14 protein-coding genes are annotated in these 17,245 nt (G+C 67.1%); 7 read left to right on the top strand and 7 right to left on the bottom strand.

All coding sequences use genetic code 11. The features are described 5' to 3' along the window. Positions 1-147 precede the first annotated feature (147 nt). Positions 148-1,740 (top strand): phytoene desaturase family protein, encoded by a 1,593-nt coding sequence (locus AC1G9L_RS14820; RefSeq protein ID WP_481069396.1) that lies wholly within the window; start codon positions 148-150, stop codon positions 1,738-1,740. A gap of 182 nt (positions 1,741-1,922) precedes the next feature. Here the strand turns inward: AC1G9L_RS14820 and AC1G9L_RS14815 are convergent, their stop codons facing one another. After that, complete coding sequence (locus AC1G9L_RS14815; protein WP_481069395.1) at positions 1,923-4,814, bottom strand: TonB-dependent receptor plug domain-containing protein; 2,892 nt, start codon at positions 4,812-4,814, stop codon at positions 1,923-1,925. Between the two features lie 644 nt (positions 4,815-5,458). Next, positions 5,459-7,456 carry a prolyl oligopeptidase family serine peptidase gene (locus AC1G9L_RS14810; protein WP_019800913.1) on the bottom strand — a complete coding sequence of 666 codons (1,998 nt, stop codon included), beginning with the start codon at positions 7,454-7,456 and terminating at the stop codon, positions 5,459-5,461. A gap of 427 nt (positions 7,457-7,883) precedes the next feature. On the opposite strand from AC1G9L_RS14810, the gene apbC reads away from it, so the two are divergent. The 3 genes from apbC to AC1G9L_RS14795 all read left to right on the top strand — a co-directional run bounded on the left by apbC (position 7,884) and on the right by AC1G9L_RS14795 (position 10,005). After that, a complete protein-coding gene (gene apbC, locus AC1G9L_RS14805; RefSeq protein WP_481069394.1) occupies positions 7,884-8,735 on the top strand; it encodes an iron-sulfur cluster carrier protein ApbC in 852 nt (283 codons plus the stop codon). Between the two features lie 129 nt (positions 8,736-8,864). Next, complete coding sequence (gene dcd, locus AC1G9L_RS14800) at positions 8,865-9,437, top strand: dCTP deaminase (RefSeq protein ID WP_019801387.1); 573 nt, start codon at positions 8,865-8,867, stop codon at positions 9,435-9,437. Positions 9,438-9,477: 40 nt separating this feature from the next. Continuing rightward, on the top strand, positions 9,478-10,005 hold the full coding sequence (locus AC1G9L_RS14795) for an RDD family protein (protein WP_481069393.1): 528 nt from the start codon (positions 9,478-9,480) through the stop codon (positions 10,003-10,005). Between the two features lie 132 nt (positions 10,006-10,137). On the opposite strand, the gene AC1G9L_RS14790 is transcribed toward AC1G9L_RS14795, so the two are convergent. The 3 genes from AC1G9L_RS14790 to AC1G9L_RS14780 are packed head-to-tail and all read right to left on the bottom strand — an operon-like array spanning position 10,138 to position 11,412. Continuing rightward, the gene (locus AC1G9L_RS14790) at positions 10,138-10,305 is read right to left on the bottom strand and encodes a LiaI-LiaF-like domain-containing protein (protein ID WP_003467495.1); all 168 of its coding nucleotides are present in this window, start codon (positions 10,303-10,305) and stop codon (positions 10,138-10,140) included. Positions 10,306-10,333: 28 nt separating this feature from the next. Continuing rightward, positions 10,334-10,741, bottom strand: a complete 408-nt coding sequence (locus tag AC1G9L_RS14785; protein WP_019801384.1) for an HIT domain-containing protein — start codon at positions 10,739-10,741, stop codon at positions 10,334-10,336. Positions 10,742-10,749: 8 nt separating this feature from the next. Next, positions 10,750-11,412 (bottom strand): dienelactone hydrolase family protein, encoded by a 663-nt coding sequence (locus AC1G9L_RS14780; protein WP_019801383.1) that lies wholly within the window; start codon positions 11,410-11,412, stop codon positions 10,750-10,752. Positions 11,413-11,568: 156 nt separating this feature from the next. Between AC1G9L_RS14780 and rimO the strand changes: the two genes are divergently transcribed. After that, positions 11,569-12,957: a 30S ribosomal protein S12 methylthiotransferase RimO gene (gene rimO / locus AC1G9L_RS14775; protein ID WP_019801382.1), complete on the top strand. Its 1,389-nt coding sequence runs from the start codon at positions 11,569-11,571 to the stop codon at positions 12,955-12,957. Between the two features lie 42 nt (positions 12,958-12,999). On the opposite strand, the gene greB is transcribed toward rimO, so the two are convergent. Then, complete coding sequence (greB, locus tag AC1G9L_RS14770; RefSeq protein ID WP_019801381.1) at positions 13,000-13,506, bottom strand: transcription elongation factor GreB; 507 nt, start codon at positions 13,504-13,506, stop codon at positions 13,000-13,002. Between the two features lie 108 nt (positions 13,507-13,614). On the opposite strand from greB, the gene AC1G9L_RS14765 reads away from it, so the two are divergent. Continuing rightward, positions 13,615-15,054, top strand: coding sequence for a rhomboid family intramembrane serine protease (locus AC1G9L_RS14765; protein WP_481069392.1), 1,440 nt, complete (start codon positions 13,615-13,617; stop codon positions 15,052-15,054). 45 nt (positions 15,055-15,099) lie between these two features. Here the strand turns inward: AC1G9L_RS14765 and AC1G9L_RS14760 are convergent, their stop codons facing one another. After that, positions 15,100-16,380: a hypothetical protein gene (locus AC1G9L_RS14760; RefSeq protein ID WP_019801976.1), complete on the bottom strand. Its 1,281-nt coding sequence runs from the start codon at positions 16,378-16,380 to the stop codon at positions 15,100-15,102. A gap of 255 nt (positions 16,381-16,635) precedes the next feature. Between AC1G9L_RS14760 and AC1G9L_RS14755 the strand changes: the two genes are divergently transcribed. Next, positions 16,636-17,238 (top strand): NUDIX domain-containing protein, encoded by a 603-nt coding sequence (locus AC1G9L_RS14755; RefSeq protein ID WP_019801977.1) that lies wholly within the window; start codon positions 16,636-16,638, stop codon positions 17,236-17,238. Positions 17,239-17,245: the final 7 nt, after the last annotated feature.

Genomic DNA, 17,245 nt, shown 5'->3' with positions numbered 1-17,245 from the left:
GCCCGTCCGGGCCGTGGCGAGACTCTACGCCGCCGCGGGAGGTTTCAGGGGTGTCGAAGGTCATGGGCGGCCGCGCGCGTTGGGCCGTGGGACGGCCGCGTCGCCTGCCGGTCGGCAGGCCCGCCGGCGCTGGCTTACCATGCGGCCATGACCCGTGAATCGCCATGCGATGCCCTGATCGTGGGCGCCGGCCACAACGGCCTGGTCTGCGCCGCCTACCTGGCGCGGGCCGGTTGGAAGGTGACGGTGCTGGAGCGGCGCGGCGTGGTCGGCGGCGCCGCGGTGACCGAGGAGTTTCATCCCGGGTTCCGCAACTCGGTGGCGTCCTACACGGTGTCGTTGCTGCAGCCCAAAGTGATCGCCGACCTGGATCTGGCCGGCCACGGCCTGCGCATCGTGCCGCGCCGGCGCAACAACTTCCTGCCGTTGCCGGATGGACGTTATCTGCTGACCGGCGCCGGCCACACCCAGGCCGAACTGGCCAAGTTCTCCGCGCGCGACGCCGCGCGCCTGCCGGCCTACGAGGCGCGGCTGGAGGGCATCGCCGATGTGCTGCGCGCGCTGGCGCTGCAGCCGCCGCCCAATGTCACCGACGGCGGCTGGCTGCAGGCGCTGCCCGAACTGCTGCGCGCCGGCCGCCTCGGCCGCCGCCTGCACGCGCTGGACGCGGAACTGCGCCAGGATCTGCTGGACCTGTTCACCATCTCCGCCGCCGAGTATCTGCAGCGCTGGTTCGAGAGCGATGCGGCGCAGGCGCTGTTCGGCTTCGACGGCATCGTCGGCAACTACGCCAGCCCGTACACACCCGGCTCGGCCTACGTGCTGTTGCACCACGTATTCGGCGAGAGCAACGGGGTCAAGGGCGCCTGGGGCCATGCGCTGGGTGGCATGGGCGCGATCACCCAGGCGATGGCCCGCGCCGCGACCGCCGCCGGCGCGCAGATCCGCACCGAGGCCAGCGTGCGCGAGATCCTGGTCGAGGACGGGCGTGCGGTCGGCGTGGTCACCGAGCAGGGCGAGCGGCTGCGGGCGCGGCACGTGGTCGCCAACGTCAACCCCAAGCTGCTGTACGAACGCCTGCTCGATCCGGCGCACGTGCCGGCCGCCACGCGTGCGCGCATGGCGCACTGGCGCTGCGGGTCGGGCACGTTCCGGATGAACGTGGCGCTGTCGCGCCTGCCCAGCTTCAGCGCGCTGCCAGGGCCGGGCGACCATCTCACCGCTGGCATCGTGCTGGCGCCGAGCCTGGACTACATGGACCGCGCCTATCACGATGCGCGCGCGCACGGCTGGTCGCGTGAACCGATCGTCGAACTGCTGATTCCCAGCACCTTGGACGACAGCCTGGCGCCGCCGGGCCAGCACGTGGCCAGCCTGTTCTGCCAGCACGTGGCGCCGCAGTTGCCGGACGGGCGCAGTTGGGACGCGCACCGCGAGGAGGTCGCCGACCTGATGATCGCCACCGTCGAGCGCTACGCGCCGGGCTTCGCCGCTTCGGTGCTGGGCCGGCAGGTGCTGAGCCCGCTGGACCTGGAACGCACCTTCGGGTTGGTCGGCGGCGACATCTTCCATGGCGCGCTGAGCCTCAACCAGTTGTTCAGCGCGCGGCCGATGCTCGGCCAGGCGGCGTACCGCGGTGCGATTCCCGGTCTGTTCCTGTGCGGCTCCGGCACCCACCCCGGCGGCGGCGTGACCGGCGCGCCCGGCCACAATGCGGCGATGGCGCTGCTGCGCGGCTGAGGTGTAGAAGGCGCGCGGTTTGCGCCCGCAAAAGCGCGTGTTTGGAGGTGGCGTGCGCGATCCGCACTCTATACAGGTCGGGGACTTGGTTGTGCGTAGCTGCCAAGGATCCTCGCGCGAATGTTCCAAACAAAAAGGGGCGGCCAATGGCCGCCCCTCCGATCGCTCCCGAACAGCAATGCTTAGAACTTGTACTGCACTCGGGCGAACAACGTGCGGCCGTACCAATCGTACTGCGACGCGTACAGCGGAGTATTGCCGTAACGCGTGCCGGCCCCGGTGGAAATCAGGTCCGGCGCCTTGTCGAACAGATTGCGCACGCCGACCATGATGCCCCAGTCGCCTTGTTCGTAGGAAACGGACGCATTGTGCAGGACCTGCCAACCGGCCTTGATGTCGCGCGTCGCGTTTTGATACCCCTGGTAGGTGAAGGTGGGGTCCAGATCGAGATTGCGAGTACTGCTGACATAGCTGGCCTGGTAGCTGAAGGTCCAGTCCCCGCGCTTCAGATCCGCGGACATCAGGCCCACGGTCTTCGGTCGGCCGATGTAGCCGACTTGGTTGCTCGAGGTGAGCCCGCTTTCCGCCGCGCTGTCGAACAACTGCAGCACGTCTTCCATCGTGTACGTGACCTGTGCCTCCAGCGACAGCTTGCCGAAGGAGAAGTCGTTGTCGTAATTCATCTGCAAGTCGTAGCCGCGGGTACGCTCGCGGTTGATGTTGATGTACTTGTTGTAGATGGTGGTGATGGTGTTCGGCGAGGCGGGATCGGTCGGGCTGTTACGGACGAACTGATTGCAGAACGCGTTCGGATACACCGCCGACCCATAGCAGCCATTGATGATGTCGAACTCGTTGAGCTGCGAGATCTCGCCCCGGATGTCGTAGTCGAAATAGTCGACCGCCACGCTCAGGTTGGCGAACTCGGGCGTCCATACCATGCCAAGCGTCTTGGCCTTGGAGGTCTCCGGCTTCAGAGTGCCCTGGCCGCCACGGCCGTACACGGTCGCAGATCCGCCGCCGCCCGCGTAGTCCGAGGGGATGCCAGCAGCCGCACAGTTCTTCTGGATGAAGGTGTTGTTGCTTTCACCCCACAGGATGCACGGGTCGATCGTTGTCTGCGACTGGTAACCCGTCTGATCGCCAAGGTACAGCTCGTACAGTCCCGGCGCCCGATACGAAGTGCCGATGCTGCCGCGCACGCGCAGGGACGGAATGATCTGCCAGTTCAGGCCGGTCTTCCATACTTCGTCCGAATCGGCGACGGAGTTGTACTTGAACGCGCGGCCGGACAGGTTGACCGAGAGCGATTCGATGCCCGGCTTGTTCTTGAGCAGCGGGACGTCGAACTCCACGAAGGCTTCGCGCACATTGTCCGTGCCCTTGGTCTCCTGCGCGGAACTGTAGCCCCAGATGTCGCCCGACGTGGTCAACGCATCGGGTTGGTCGTCGATCTTGGTATGCCGATACTCGACACCGAACGCCGCGCCGACATCACCTGCGGGGAGCGCGAACAGGTTGCCGGTGACCACGGCATTGACGATGGCCTGATCGTAGATGGTGTTGCCCTTGGTGTTGACGCCGATGGCGTTCTCCAGCTCACGCATGCGTTCGCCGCTGAGGAAGCCGGGATCGAAGTAGTTCACCGGTGCGTCGCTGTCGACATACGCCAGATCGCCCGTGCGCGAGGTCTGGATGTCGTTGTGCCGGTATTCGCCGTCCGAACGCGAGTAGCTCGCGTTGATCTCCCAGCTCCAGCTATCGCTTCCCTTGAAGGCCCCGTCGAACTTGGTGCTGCCGTAGAAGTAATCGACGGTGATCTTCTGATCGTCGCGGTACGGCATGATCGGCTGGTAGAAGTTGCCGTCCGTTTCGTTGGCGACGACGGGGAAGAACTGCCTGTAGCTGTGCGCGGTAGTCTCGCGACGGTTGTACAGCCACTGTGTCTTCCAGTTGAAGCTATCGAACCCAAAATCGCTGGCGCCGTACAGGCTGATGCGCTCGCGCTGGTTGATGGCCTGCGTCGTGTTGTAGAACGGGAAGTTCAACACGTCCTCATAGTAGGCCTGCGGCGAGTTGGCGTAGGTTCTGGAAGGACGGGGGCGCGGTCGGTAACCAGCGAACGGACCCACAGTGCTGCCGTCCGGCGACGGGACATAGCGGATGGCCGAATTGAAGTAGTTGATAATGGTGTTGGCGTAGAGGTTGCCCGACGAACATCCGCCAAGGTTGGTGCCGCCGATGATCGAGCGGTCCTCGCGGTCGATGCGCTTGCCGTCGGTGCCCCAGATCCGGTCCTGGGCACATCGCAGGAAGTCGCGGTCGCCGAACTCCAGGGCATTGAGTCGATCCCATTGCACGGCACCGATGATGCTGCCGTTACTGAAATCTTTGCCTGCAGCGAACGATGCCGAGAACTGCTCGCCTCCGCCATGCTGCGGCACGCTCATGGTGTAGTCCATGATCGGCTTGTCGATGCTCTTGCGGGTGATCAGGTTGACCGCGCCGGCGACAGCATCCGAGCCGTAGATGGACGACGAGCCGTCCTTGACGATTTCGATGCGCTGCAGGATGACCTTGGGGATGACGTTCAGATCGAACGAACCGACCTGGCCGCGCGTGCCGGCCGGGCCGGGGCGCTGACCATCCAGCAGGATCAGCGTGCGGTTGGCGCCCAGGCCGCGCAGCGACACTGTCTGTACGCCGGTGCCGCCTTCGACGACGAACCCACCGAACTGGTTGTTGATCTGAGTGGAGCTGGCCGCCGCGGCGGAGGTCTGCAGAAAGTCGGCCACGTCGAACTTGCCGGCCGAGATGCTCTTGTCGATCGAGATGACTTGGACCGGCGAGGCGGTCTCATATTCCGGACGCTTGAGCAGCGATCCGGTCACAGAAACGGCATCGAGTTCCTTGGTCTTGGCGGCCTCTTTGGAGGTGGCCTTGGCTTGGTCGTCGGCACCAGCCTGACCATTGGCCGGATTGTCCTGCGCAAAGGTGGGCGCGGCTTGCAACGCTGCGATCACGGCAATTGCCAGCGGCATCCGCCGCAGCCCGTTGGTCGAAGTTCTGAACATTCCTTCCTTACTCCCCTATTTAAATACGAAGTGAAGCAGTTGTTACGGCTTGGTTAAGCGAATGTACTGCTGCGGCGCTAGCGATGCAACATCCGCTGAACAAGAAAATTTGCGACATACGACTGTTACATTTCCGTCGTGATCACCCGGAAAGTCGACGATGGGGATCAGCTTTCGGTTCGCCGGCTCGGGGTGAGCTCACTTGAGGTGACACGACGCTCGGCACTTCTTCCGCGCGGCATCATGGAGATGCGTTTGTGGCGGTTCGGTGCCGTCAACTTCGGGAAAGTTGCTGCCTATTGTTACGATCTTTGCGTATTGCAGCCTGTTGCTGGCAGTTGATATGGCGATGGCGTCAAGGCGTTGCACGTGCCTGGCGCGCACGCGTTGCCATGCGTCTTGCGCTCATTTGGCGCGCCGCGGTCGGAAGAGAAAGGGGGGACGGGAGCGCTATCAGGGTTCGGGGGCGTCGCACATCAGCAGATTCGCAAAGGGTGCCGTGCGATGGCGTACAGACGGCGCTCGACCATGTGCGCTTGCTTGCGTCGCGGGATGGATCGCTGGCCTCCCGGGGCACAGACGTGCGCCCGGGGGCAAGATGCCGTTCAAGACGTGATGTCTCTCGAGCGGCTGGCGTCAGAGTTTCAGAGGCCGCCAGGGCCGCAGTCGTTCTTCAGGAAGTCCTGGATCAAGCCAAGGGTCTGTCTCTGTTGGCCTGGGTACCAGGGCAGGCTGTGCGGCTGATCCGGGATCAGCGCGAACTTGGCCGGGACGGTGTCCTTGACTGCCTCGTAGAAGTCCTTGGCATGGAACGATGGAGTGCGCACATCGCGGTCTCCTACGAATAGCAGTACGGGGATTGTGGCATTGGCCGTGTTCTGCATCGGGTCCATGCCCTTCAGCGTCTTTCCTTGCAGGATGCGTTGCAGGCGGTTATCGCTCCAGGAGGTGCTGAGTTTCCCCAGGTTGGTGACCGGTGCACCGGCGATGGCGCACTGGTATGGCGATGGCTTGCGGACGGTGGCCGCGGCCGCTGCGAAGCCGCCGTAGGAATAGCCGAAGATCGCCACCCGGTCCTTGGACGCAAAGCCTTGCGAGACAAGCCAAGCCGCACCATCGTCGTTGTCATCCGACATTTTCTGGCCCCATTCTCGGTCTCCGGCTACCCAGAGATCGCGTCCAAGACCTTGGGTGCCCCGGTACTGGGGCCGAAGGACGGCGTAGCCGCGCGACGTAAGCAGTGGTACCCACCCGGAAACATCCCATCCCATGTAGTCGCGGGCCCATGGGCCGCCATGCGGGTTGATGACTGCCGGACCGGCTGGATCTCCCTGCTTCCAGCCTGCGGGAAGGTCCAGGATGGCTGGAATCTTGCGCCCGTCGCGTGCGGTGTAGCTGACCCAGCGTTCTTGCAAGGAAAAGCCGTTCTTGCCGATCCAGGGCCTGGAACTTCCCAGGGATGTGACGGTCTGCTTGTTGATCAGCAAGTGATAGCTGGGTGGCTGGTCGGCGCTCTGCGCGGTGAAAAACACCTTGGAGAGATCATCGGTGTAAGCGCCCAGGGCGATGCTCTGACCGGGGAATGCTTTTTTCAGGCTTTCCTGAATCGACTTCAAGGTCGGATCCACGTAAATGGACTCGCGCGTCGGGCCATCCACGGTGAAACCCACGACTTTATTGAAGTTGCTCGACTGCGTGCCGAAGATCAGGCCTGCGATGGAGAAGTTCTGGTCGGCCACGACCGGATCGGGATCATATTTGCGCTGTAGCGGATCGTAGAGGCGCACTTGCGCCTTGTCGGAGAACTGATCGGTCAGGATGTAGTACTTTCCGGTCGCATCGTCGATGCCCAGCACGTCTACTACGTTGCGGGCGGAAATCTTGGTTGTCAGCGGCGCATGCACCGAGAACTGGCCCGATTTCGGATCGAGCAGCAGGACCTGCTGTTCGTAGTCGCCGCCGGTTCCGTCGATCTGCTGCTTCGCCAGTACCTTGCCGGTGCGATGGTCGAACAGCGACGGGACCGCGCGCGAATCGCCACGAAACAGCAGTTCGGTCTGCCCGGTTTTGAGATTGTAGAGGTAGTAGCTGGAAGATAGGCTGACCTCGCTCAGTTGCTGGATGACCACGCGGTCCGGGTCCAGCGGCAGCATGTCCACGAGCGACGCCGTGCCGCTCAACTCCAGGCACAGCTGTGTATCGGCGCTGATGCCGACCTTGCGCGCATTGTCCGCAAACGCTTCCTTGAAGTCCTTCTGGTTGTCTCCTGTCAGATAGGTCTTGGACACGAAGGTCCGGGTGGAACCCGTGGAGTTGCCTTCGCCGCAGCCGCCGAGGCGTCCGGTCCATTCCTGTCGTGCCACGGTCAGGATCTTGTCGGCCTTCAAGGCGTAAGCGGAAATGAACTTCATCCTGTCGCCGGAAGGCGTGACCACGGTGGGGCCCTTGGACAGCGCCGAGGTGTCCCATGTCGCCAGCGCGGTTTCATCCGGATTCTGCGGCGATGGGATCAGGCCCACGATGCGCTTGCCGTCGGGGCTCATCGTCACCGACTGAAGCGCGGGCAGCCGAGCCAGATCCTCGATCGGAATCGGCTGGATGGCCTGCGCCGCTGTGCTGGCCAACAACGTGGCGACGCCCATGGCGAGGCTCCAATGCCGCGCCGAGTTAACTCTTGTCATGCAACATTCCCCAGGTGATGAACGAGCCAGACGTCTGCGCGACTGCGCATATATGAACATTTTGTGAATATATCAGAACGCGTTAGCTGCGCACTCTACAAGCGGTCCCTGGCCGCCAAGGAGTGCCGTTGGTCCTGCCGTCGTCGAGATGACTTCGTATGCCGTTCGAGCGCAGGGAGAAACGGAGCACGCTTGGACGGCTGATCGACGCGGCTTCGGCAGGCGTCGCCTCACCGCGCGAAGGCGGTGCTGGCTGCCCAGGTGTCGGCGGCTGCCGACCCTGTCCTTGTATAGTCGTCGTGCCAATCGCGGGCATCGCGCGATCTGCCTGGCTTACATGCGAGTGCAGTGCGCGGATGTTCGCCCATTTCCGTTGACGAGTTTCCCGATGACCGAACGCCCGCGTCTCCCCGCCCACGCCGTCCAGCCCAAGCTCGCCCCGCACCCGCGCATCCGCAACGTAATCGCCGTCGGCTCCGGCAAGGGCGGGGTGGGCAAGTCCACCACCGCCGTGAACCTGGCCCTGGCCCTGCAGCGCCAGGGCGCGCGCGTGGGCGTGCTGGATGCCGATGTCTACGGCCCCAGCGTGCCGGCCATGCTCGGCCTGAGCGGGCGCCCGGACAGTCCGGACGACAAGAGCATCGAGCCGATGCGCGCCTTCGGCATCGAGGCGATGTCGATCGGGCTGCTGGTGGACCAGGACACGCCGATGATCTGGCGCGGCCCGATGGCGACCTCGGCGCTCACCCAACTGTTCGCCGATACCCTTTGGGACGACCTGGACTACCTGCTGATCGACCTGCCGCCCGGCACCGGCGACATCCAGCTGACCCTGGCGCAGAAGATCCCGGTGGCCGGTGCGGTGATCGTCACCACCCCGCAGGACATCGCCACGCTGGATGCGAAGAAGGCGCTGAAGATGTTCGAGAAGGTCGAAGTGCCGGTGCTGGGCATCGTCGAGAACATGGCGGTGCATACCTGCAGCCAGTGCGGCCATGTCGAGCACCTGTTCGGCGAGGGCGGCGGCCAGCGCATGGCGCAGCAGTACGGTGTGCCGCTGCTGGGGTCGCTGCCGTTGGCGATCGCGATCCGCGAGCAGGGCGATGCCGGCACCCCGGTGGTGGCCGCGGCACCGGACTCGGCCGCGGCGCAGGCCTACCTGGGCACCGCGCAGCGCCTGACCGAGGAACTGCGCAAGCGCCCGCGCGCCGCCATCCCGATCGCCGCGGCGTTGCGCTGAGCGGCGCGCGGCGCCTGCCGCGAACGCCCTGCACCGGATAGAATCGCCGGCTATTGCGGCCGGCTCCCTTCGCCGGCTGCGTTCCCGGCGCGCAGGCTGCGGCCGCCGCCACCGCATCAGGAAAGCCCCATGAGCATCAAGAGCGACCGCTGGATCCGCCGCATGTCTGAACAGCACGGCATGATCGCGCCCTACGAGCCGGGCCAGGTCAAGCAGCTCGACGGCCAGCGCATCGTCAGCTACGGCACCTCCAGCTATGGCTACGACGTGCGCTGCTCGCGCGAGTTCAAGGTGTTCACCAACATCAACTCGACCATCGTCGACCCCAAGCATTTCGACCCCAAGAGCTTCGTCGACATCGAGGCCGACGAGTGCATCATCCCGCCCAACAGCTTCGCGCTGGCGCGCACGGTGGAATTCTTCCGCATCCCGCGCGACACCCTGGTGGTGTGCCTGGGCAAGAGCACGTACGCGCGCTGCGGCATCATCGTCAACGTGACCCCGCTGGAGCCGGAGTGGGAAGGCCACGTGACCCTGGAATTCAGCAACACCACGCCGCTGCCGGCGCGCATCTACGCCAACGAAGGCGTGGCGCAGATGCTGTTCTTCCAGTCCGATGCCGACGACGTCTGCGAGACCAGCTACAAGGACCGCGGCGGCAAGTACCAGGGCCAGACCGGCGTGACCCTGCCCAAGACCTGATCTCTCACTCCCTTCTTTTCGACAGCACAAGGAGCGCGCAATGAACGACCCCAATCCCTATCAGGCCCCCGACGCGGCATTGCCGCCGGCGCTGCCGGGCACCGCCGGCGGCGAGGTCCTCGCCGGCCGTGGCGAGCGCCTCGGTGCGGCGCTGATCGACGGCGTGATCTCGCTGGCGACGTTCCTGCCGGTGGCGGCGCTGACCGGCTACTTCGGTAAGGTCATGGAGGCCGCGCGCAGCGGCGTGCAGCTGCCGTTCCTGACCACGTTCGGCTACGGCGTGCTGGGTATCGTGATCTTCCTGCTGGTGCAGGGCTACCCGCTGGCCAAGAGCGGCCAGACCTGGGGCAAGAAGCTGCTGTGGATCCGCATCGCCGACCTGGACGGCGGGCAGCCGCCGTTCTGGCGTCTGATCGCGTTGCGTTACCTGCCGACCCAAGCGATCTCGCTGGTGCCGATCGTGGGCAGCATCTATGTGCTGGTGGACACGCTGTTCATCTTCCGCCAGGACAAGCGCTGCCTGCACGACCTGATCGCCGGCACCCGCGTGGTCAACGTCCGCCGCTGAGCCCGCAGTCGCGACACGGCGCCCCTGCCTTTGCAGGGGCCGCTCCCGAAAGCAGCTAGCGCGACGTAGCAGCTAAGATTGGGGAATCGCTTTCGCGAATCCCCACTCCCAAATCCCCAATCCCGGCTCCACCTACTTGCCGCGGCCGAACAGCATGCCGACGCCGACCGCGACCAGGATCGCCGGCCACCAGGTGGCGATCAGCCGGCCCAGGCTCAGGTTGGTCCAGCCCAGATTGTTGGCCAGGAACACCAGGCCGATCACGATCAGCACGATGGCGGCGATCACATTGGATTTCATGGAGGCGCGGCTTCCGTAAAAAGGGCGCCTATCGTAGCCGCTGGCGCCATGCCGCAACACGCGCCTGCAGTTCTTCGGCCGGCAGCCGCTGTGCGGTGCCGCTGCCCCACACCGGGCCGGGCCAGGCGGCATCGCCCGGATGCCGCCCCAGCACGTGCACGTGCAGTTGCCGCACCACGTTGCCCAGCGCGCCGATGTTGAGCTTGTGCACGCCCGGCTCCTGCCGCAGCAGCTGCGAGAGCTGGTTGATCTCGACCAGCAGCAGGCGCTGCTGGCCGCCGTCCAGGTCGATCCACTCGCTGGCCTCGGCTACCCGTGGCACCAGCAGCAGCCACGGGAAGCGCGCGTCGTCCATCAGCCGCACCTGCGACAGCGGCCCATCGGCGACGAACGCGCTGTCGGCCTGCAGCCGCGGGTCGAGGACGAAGTCGGCCATGCCGCGGCTCAGCCCACGTGCTCGGCGAGGAACGCCAGGCTGCGTTCGCGGGCGAGGTCGGCGCTGTCGGCGTCGTAGTGGTTAGGATCCACATGGCGGTCGAAGCCGTGCCCGGCCGGGTACACGAAGGTCTGCATCTGCGGCAGCTTTTCGCGGTGCTGCTGGATCGATTCGGCCGGGATGCTGCCGTCCTGCGCGCCGAAGTGGAACAGCACCGGCGCCTGCGGCGTCTCGTCCAGGAACTGGGTGCTGTGGCCGCCGTAGTAGCTGACCGAGGGCAGGCCCAGGCGCAGCGCCGACAGCAGCGCGACGCTGCCGCCCCAGCAGTAGCCCAGGGTGCCGACCTTGCCGGCCGGCGCCAGCGCCTGCGCGGCCGCCTGCACGATGTCCAGCGCGCGGTCGAAGCCGAGCGCGCCGACCAGTTCCAGGCCCTTGCGCACGCCGTCCTGGTCGTAGGCCAGCTGCGCGTCCTTCTCGACCGGATCGAACAGCGCCGGCGCCAGCACCTCGTAGCCGTGCGTGGCGTAGCGGTCGGCGACCTCGCGGATGTAGTCGGTCACCCCGAAGATTTCCTGGATGACGACCAAGCCGCCGCGCGGCGTGCCCTCGGGCAGGGCGTGCCAGGCGGAAACCTGGCCGTGAGCGGTGTCGAGCGTGGTCCAGTGGCCCATAGCGGCATTCCTGTGGCGTGGGGGAAGCGGCGGATTATCCATGGCCCAGGCTAAGCCGGGGTGAGCGGGCGCACACCGGGCCGGGCCACGTCGGCGGCCCCGGCCCGGTATACTTCGCGCGCTGTTTTTCTCCCAGGCCCCCGGACCCCGGCCCCAATGTCTCTCGCGACCCCCAAAGTCGGCTTCGTCAGCCTCGGCTGCCCGAAGGCCCTTGTCGATTCCGAACGCATCCTCACCCAACTGCGCGTGGAGGGCTATGCGATCGTGCCCAGCTACGACGCGGCCGACGTGGTGGTGGTCAATACCTGCGGCTTCATCGATTCGGCCGTGGCCGAGTCGATGGAGGCGATCGGCGAGGCCATGGCCGAGAACGGCAAGGTCATCGTCACCGGCTGCCTGGGCAAGCGTTCGGAGCAGATCCGCGCGGCCTATCCGGACGTGCTGGCGGTCTCCGGTCCGCAGGACTACCAGAGCGTGATGGAAGCGGTGCATGCGGCGCTGCCGCCGCGCCACGATCCGTTCGTGGACCTGCTGCCGCGCGCGCGGGGCGCCGAGGACGACATCGGGGTCAAGCTGACGCCGCGGCATTACGCCTACCTGAAGATCTCCGAAGGCTGCAATCACCGCTGCAGCTTCTGCATCATTCCGTCGATGCGCGGCGACCTGGTGTCGCGCCCGGTCGACGAGGTGCTGCGCGAGGCCGAGCGTCTGGTCAAGGGCGGGGTGCGCGAGCTGCTGGTGGTGTCGCAGGACACATCGGCCTATGGCGTGGACCTGAAGTACGCCGAGCGCGAGTGGCGTGGCCGCAGTTATCAGACGCGGATGAAGGCGCTGTGCGAGGGTCTGTCGGAACTGGGCGCGTGGGCGCGCCTGCATTACGTGTATCCGTACCCGCACGTGGACGACGTGATCCCACTGATGGCCGAGGGCAAGCTGCTGCCGTACCTGGACATCCCGTTCCAGCACGCCAGCCCGCGCATCCTCAAGCTGATGAAGCGGCCCGGCGCGGTCGAGCGCACCCTGGAGCGCGTGCAGCGCTGGCGCGCGCTGTGCCCGGAGATCACCCTGCGTTCGACCTTCATCGTCGGCTTCCCCGGCGAGACCGACGCCGAGTTCGAGCAGTTGCTGGAGTTCCTGGACGCCGCGCAGCTGGACCGCGTCGGTGCCTTCGCCTATTCGCCGGTGGAAGGCGCCAGCGCCAATGCGCTTCCGGATCCGGTGCCGGAGGAACTCAAACAGGAGCGGCTGGCGCGCTTCATGGAGCGGCAGGCGGCGATTTCCGCCGCGCGCCTGGAAGCCAAGATCGGCAGCGTGCAGGAATGCTTGGTCGACCTGCTGGAGGACGGCATCGCGGTGGCGCGCTCCAAGGCCGATGCGCCGGAGATCGACGGCCTGGTGCATATCCAGAACGGCGGCGAACTCGGGCTGAAGCCGGGCGATCTGGTGCAGGTCGAGATCACCGATAGCGATGAGCACGACCTGTTCGGCGATGCGTTGCCGGCGCAGGCGTCGTCGGCAACGCCGCTGGATCTGCGGGTGCTCTGAGGCCGCAGACGGCGGCACGTGTGGCGCCCTGGCGCCGCGCGCTCACGGCGTGGCGTAGTCCACCGCCACCACCACGAAGCTGTGGCGGCCACCGGGCAACTGCGCTTCCACTTCGTCGTCGACGCGCTTCTTCAGCAGCGCCCGCGCCAGCGGCGAATCGATGCTGATCCAGCCTCGCGCCGCGTCGGTCTCGTCCGGGCCGACGATGCGGTAGCGGCGCAGTTCGCCGCTGTCGGCGTCCTCCAGTTCGATGTGCGCGCCGAAGAACACCGCCTGCGGGTCCGACGGCGCCTCGGCGACCACGCGCAGCGCTTCCAGGCGCTTGCTCAGGTAGCGCACGCGGCGGTCGATCTCGCCCAGTTGCTTCTTGCGGTAGGTGTACTCGGCGTTCTCCGAGCGGTCGCCCTCGGCCGCCGCCGCGGCCAGCGCCTTGACCACTTCCGGGCGGCGCACCCGCCACAGCTCGTCCAGCTCGGCCTTGAGCCGGGCATGGCCTTCCGGGGTGATCAGGGCTGTGCTTTTTTCGGCAGGGGGACGCCAACGGCTCATCGGTACGACTGCGGTGGAGCGGGGTGGCGATGCTAGCGCGTGGCTGCGGCTTGCGCACCCGCAGGCGATCGCCGAAGCTGGCGCCGCCCAGCATACGAACGTCGCCCGATGCTGATCCTGCCGCTGCACAAGCCGCTGTCGCGGGAGAATTTTCCGCTGGTCACGCTGCTGCTGATCCTGCTCAACGTCGCGGTCTACGTCGGCTGGCAGCGCCACGACGGTGCGCCGCTACGGCAGGCGCTGCGCGTTTACCTGGACTCCGGGCTCGGCGCGCTGGAAGCGCCGGCCTATGCGTGTTATCTGGAGGGCAGCGGTCAGCGCGATGCGCTGGCACGGCTGCAGCAGGTGCCGGCGGCGGAGTGGACCGCGTTCGTCGGCGCCGCCACCTTGCACGACGTGCGTTTCGTGCAGGCCATGCGCGACGGCAGCGCCTTCGCCGACGCCGATGCACGGCAGGCCTGGGCGCCGCTGCGCGCGCGCTACGACACGCTGCTGCAGCGCGTGTTCACCCTGCGCCACGTACAGCGCAGTTCCGAATTGGCGCCGGCACGCATGCTCAGCGCCGCGTTCCTGCACGCCGACGCCATGCACCTGATCGGCAACATGCTGTTCCTGCTGGCGCTGGGCACGCTGCTGGAAGGCGCGATCGGCGGCTGGCGGTTCCTGGCGGTGTACCTGCTCGGTGCATTCGGCGCCAGCGCGGCCAGCCTGTGGTGGCGCTGGGGCGAGGCCGGCGCCGGTCTCGGCGCCTCCGGGGCCATCGCCGCGCTGATGGGCGCGTTCTGCGTGGTCTGGGGGCGGCGTCCGGTGCGCTTCTTCTACTGGGCGGCGGTGCTGTTCGACTACGTGCGCGCCCCGGCCATCGTGCTGCTGCCGCTGTGGCTGGGCTGGGAGTTGTACAACCTGCTGCTCAACGGCGATGCCGGCATCGGCTTCGACGCGCATGCCGGCGGGCTGGTGGTCGGCGCGCTGCTCGGTGCCGTGCTGGTGGCGAGCGGGCAGACACGCGAGGCGTTCCTGCGCGACGATGACGGGGTGCCGGCCGACGACCGCTGGGACCGCGCGCAGGCGCATCTGGGGCGGATGGAGCACGTCCAGGCCGGCGCGCTGCTGGACGCGCTGGCGGCGGAGGCGCCGCAGCGCTTCGATGTGGCGCTGGCGCGCTATCGCGTGGCCGCCAACGCCGGCCAGGTCGCGACGGCGCGGCTGCGCGCGTTGGACGTGCTGCGCCTGGCGGCGCCGTCCGTGCAGGAGGCGCAGCAGCAGGCGGCAGTGCTTGCCGCGGCTGGTGATCTGGACGCGCCGACGCGTGCGGCGTTGTTCGCGCGCTGGATGGCGCTGGGGCTGCTGGCCGAGGCGGAGACGCTGCTGGCGCAGGATGCGGTTTCGCCGCGCGAGCAGCAGGCGCAGGCCTGGTTCCGGCTGGCGCTGGGCCATGGCGAACGCCAGGCCACGGCGGAGTGGCGGCGCGTGCTGGAGGCGCTGGTCGCGCGCTATCCGGACCTGCCGCAGGCGGACAAGGCGCGGTTCCTGCTCGCCAACGCGTGAGGGAGCTGCCCGGCGCGGAAGCGGGGCGCCTTGTCGCGCCCCGCGCTAGACCGGCGCGATCGTCACCGCGCGCAACGCCGCCTGCAGCTTGCTGCGTTGCATCTCGTCGTCGCAGCGGTTCAGCGCATCCTCCAGCAGGTCGCGGGCCTGCGCGTCTTCGCCGAAGCGTTCGGCCAGCAGCAACGCGGCCTGCAGCGACCAGGCGCTGCGTTCTGGCGCCTTCGGCCAGGCGCGTAGTGCGGCCTGCAGGCCGTCGGCGGCGAGCCGGAACTGTCCGGCCGACTGCGCGCGTTCGGCCAGCAGCGTGGCCTGTTCCGGCAGCAGCGGCGCGAAGTCGGGATCGGTGTCCAGCGCTTCGCGCTGCAGCGCCAGCGCCCGGCGTTCCTGCTTTTCCTGCAGCAGCCGGTGGATGTACTGGCGGGTATGCTCGCGGCGTTCGTCGTGGCGCGCACTGCCGCGCAGCAGGCGCTGGTACAGCTCGTGCACGCCCAGGCTCACCGCGCGGCTGCGCACTTCGCTGCACAGCACCTGCAGGGCGTCCTCGGTATGACCGTCGCGCACCAGTTGTTCGGCCTCGTCGAGCACGCGCTGGTCCGGGTCGTGCCGGCCGAACGCACCTGCCGCGTCGGCGGCCGGTTCGTAGCCCAGCACCGCGTGATACTGGTAGACCAGATAGCCCATCAGGTGGAAGGCGGCGAACAGGCCCCAGATCGTCACCACGGTGACCGCCAGGTCGGCGACCAATGGCGGCAGGGCGCGCTGCAGCCAGGCGGCGGCGCCCAGCGCGCTGGCCTGGATCACGAACAGCAGGCCGAACGCCGCCAGGTACGGCCAGCCGATGCGCAGCGCCAGGCCGATCGATACGGCCGGGTTCAGTGCGCGGCGCAGGCTGCCGTCCATCGCCAGGGAAATCAGGAAGCCCGGCTGCAGCAGCACCACCGCCAGCAGCATCAGCAGGCCGCCGACCGGTCCGGTCAGCAGCAGCGCCGCGAATACGGCCACGCCAAGCACGATCATCAGCGCAAACAGCCGCACGACCACGCCGTCGCCGATGTCGAACCCGCGTTCCGGCGCGTCCAGGTAGCCGTCGGCGGTTTGGCGCAGGATCTCGAAGGCGTACTTGTAGATCGCCAGGCTGGTGACGATGCTCAGGATCCAGCCGATGCCCGGCAGCAGGCCCAGCAGGCTGCACAGGGTCAGCGCGATCAGCGCGTACAGTGCGCCGCCGTGTAGCGGATACAGCGCGATGGCGCGGGTGCGCGCCCAGAACGGCTCGGGTGTGCTGCGATGTGCGCGGCGTGCGCCCGCGCGTCGACGGTCTTCCATGACGCCCCCTGTCTACGAAGTGCGACGATTGTGCGGGTCGGCGGCGGCGCGCGCAATCGGGGGTCGCCGGGCACACCTGTGGTGGGGCCGCGGGTTGCCATGCCGCCATTGTGTGGTCGACTGCGCAACGCGCGTTCCGCCCCGCTGTCGCCATGCGCCGGCTCGCTACACTGCGCCCGAACGTGGACAGCGCGATGCCAGGCCGATGGTCCTGCATACGCGCTGCGCCTCCCCCATTTCCCCTTGGAGCTTCGCTTGGATTCTTCCTTCGTTTCCGCCAACCCGCGCGTGCGCGTCACCAACATCGAGGTGCTGTCGGACAACTGGTACGTGCTGCGCAAGGTCAGCTTCGATTTCCAGCGCCACGACGGCAGTTGGCAGGCGCTCACCCGCGAGGCCTATGACCGCGGCAATGGCGCGACCATCCTGCTGTACAGCCGCGCCAAGGGCACGGTGATGCTGACCCGCCAGTTCCGTTTGCCGACCCTGCTCAACGGCAACCCCGACGGCATGCTGATCGAGGCCTGCGCCGGACTGCTCGATCGCCACGATGCGGAGACGTGCATCCGCAAGGAGACCGAAGAAGAGACCGGCTACCGGATCGAGAACGTGCGCAAGGTGTTCGAGGCGTTCATGAGCCCGGGTTCGGTGACCGAGCGGCTGTACTTCTTCGTCGGCGAATACGTCGACCGCGACAAGGTCGGCGCTGGCGGCGGCGTGGCGGCCGAAGGCGAGGAGATCGAGGTGCTGGAGCTGAGGCTCGACGCGGCGCTGGCGATGATCGACAGCGGCGAGATCGCCGACGCCAAGACCATCATGCTGTTGCAATACGCCAAGCTGCACGGGCTGCTGGCCTAGCGTGGCG

The organism is Xanthomonas sp. NCPPB 1132 (assembly GCF_056629235.1).
The sequence above is the reverse complement of the archived record's forward strand: the minus strand, read 5'-3'. Positions and strand labels throughout refer to the sequence as shown.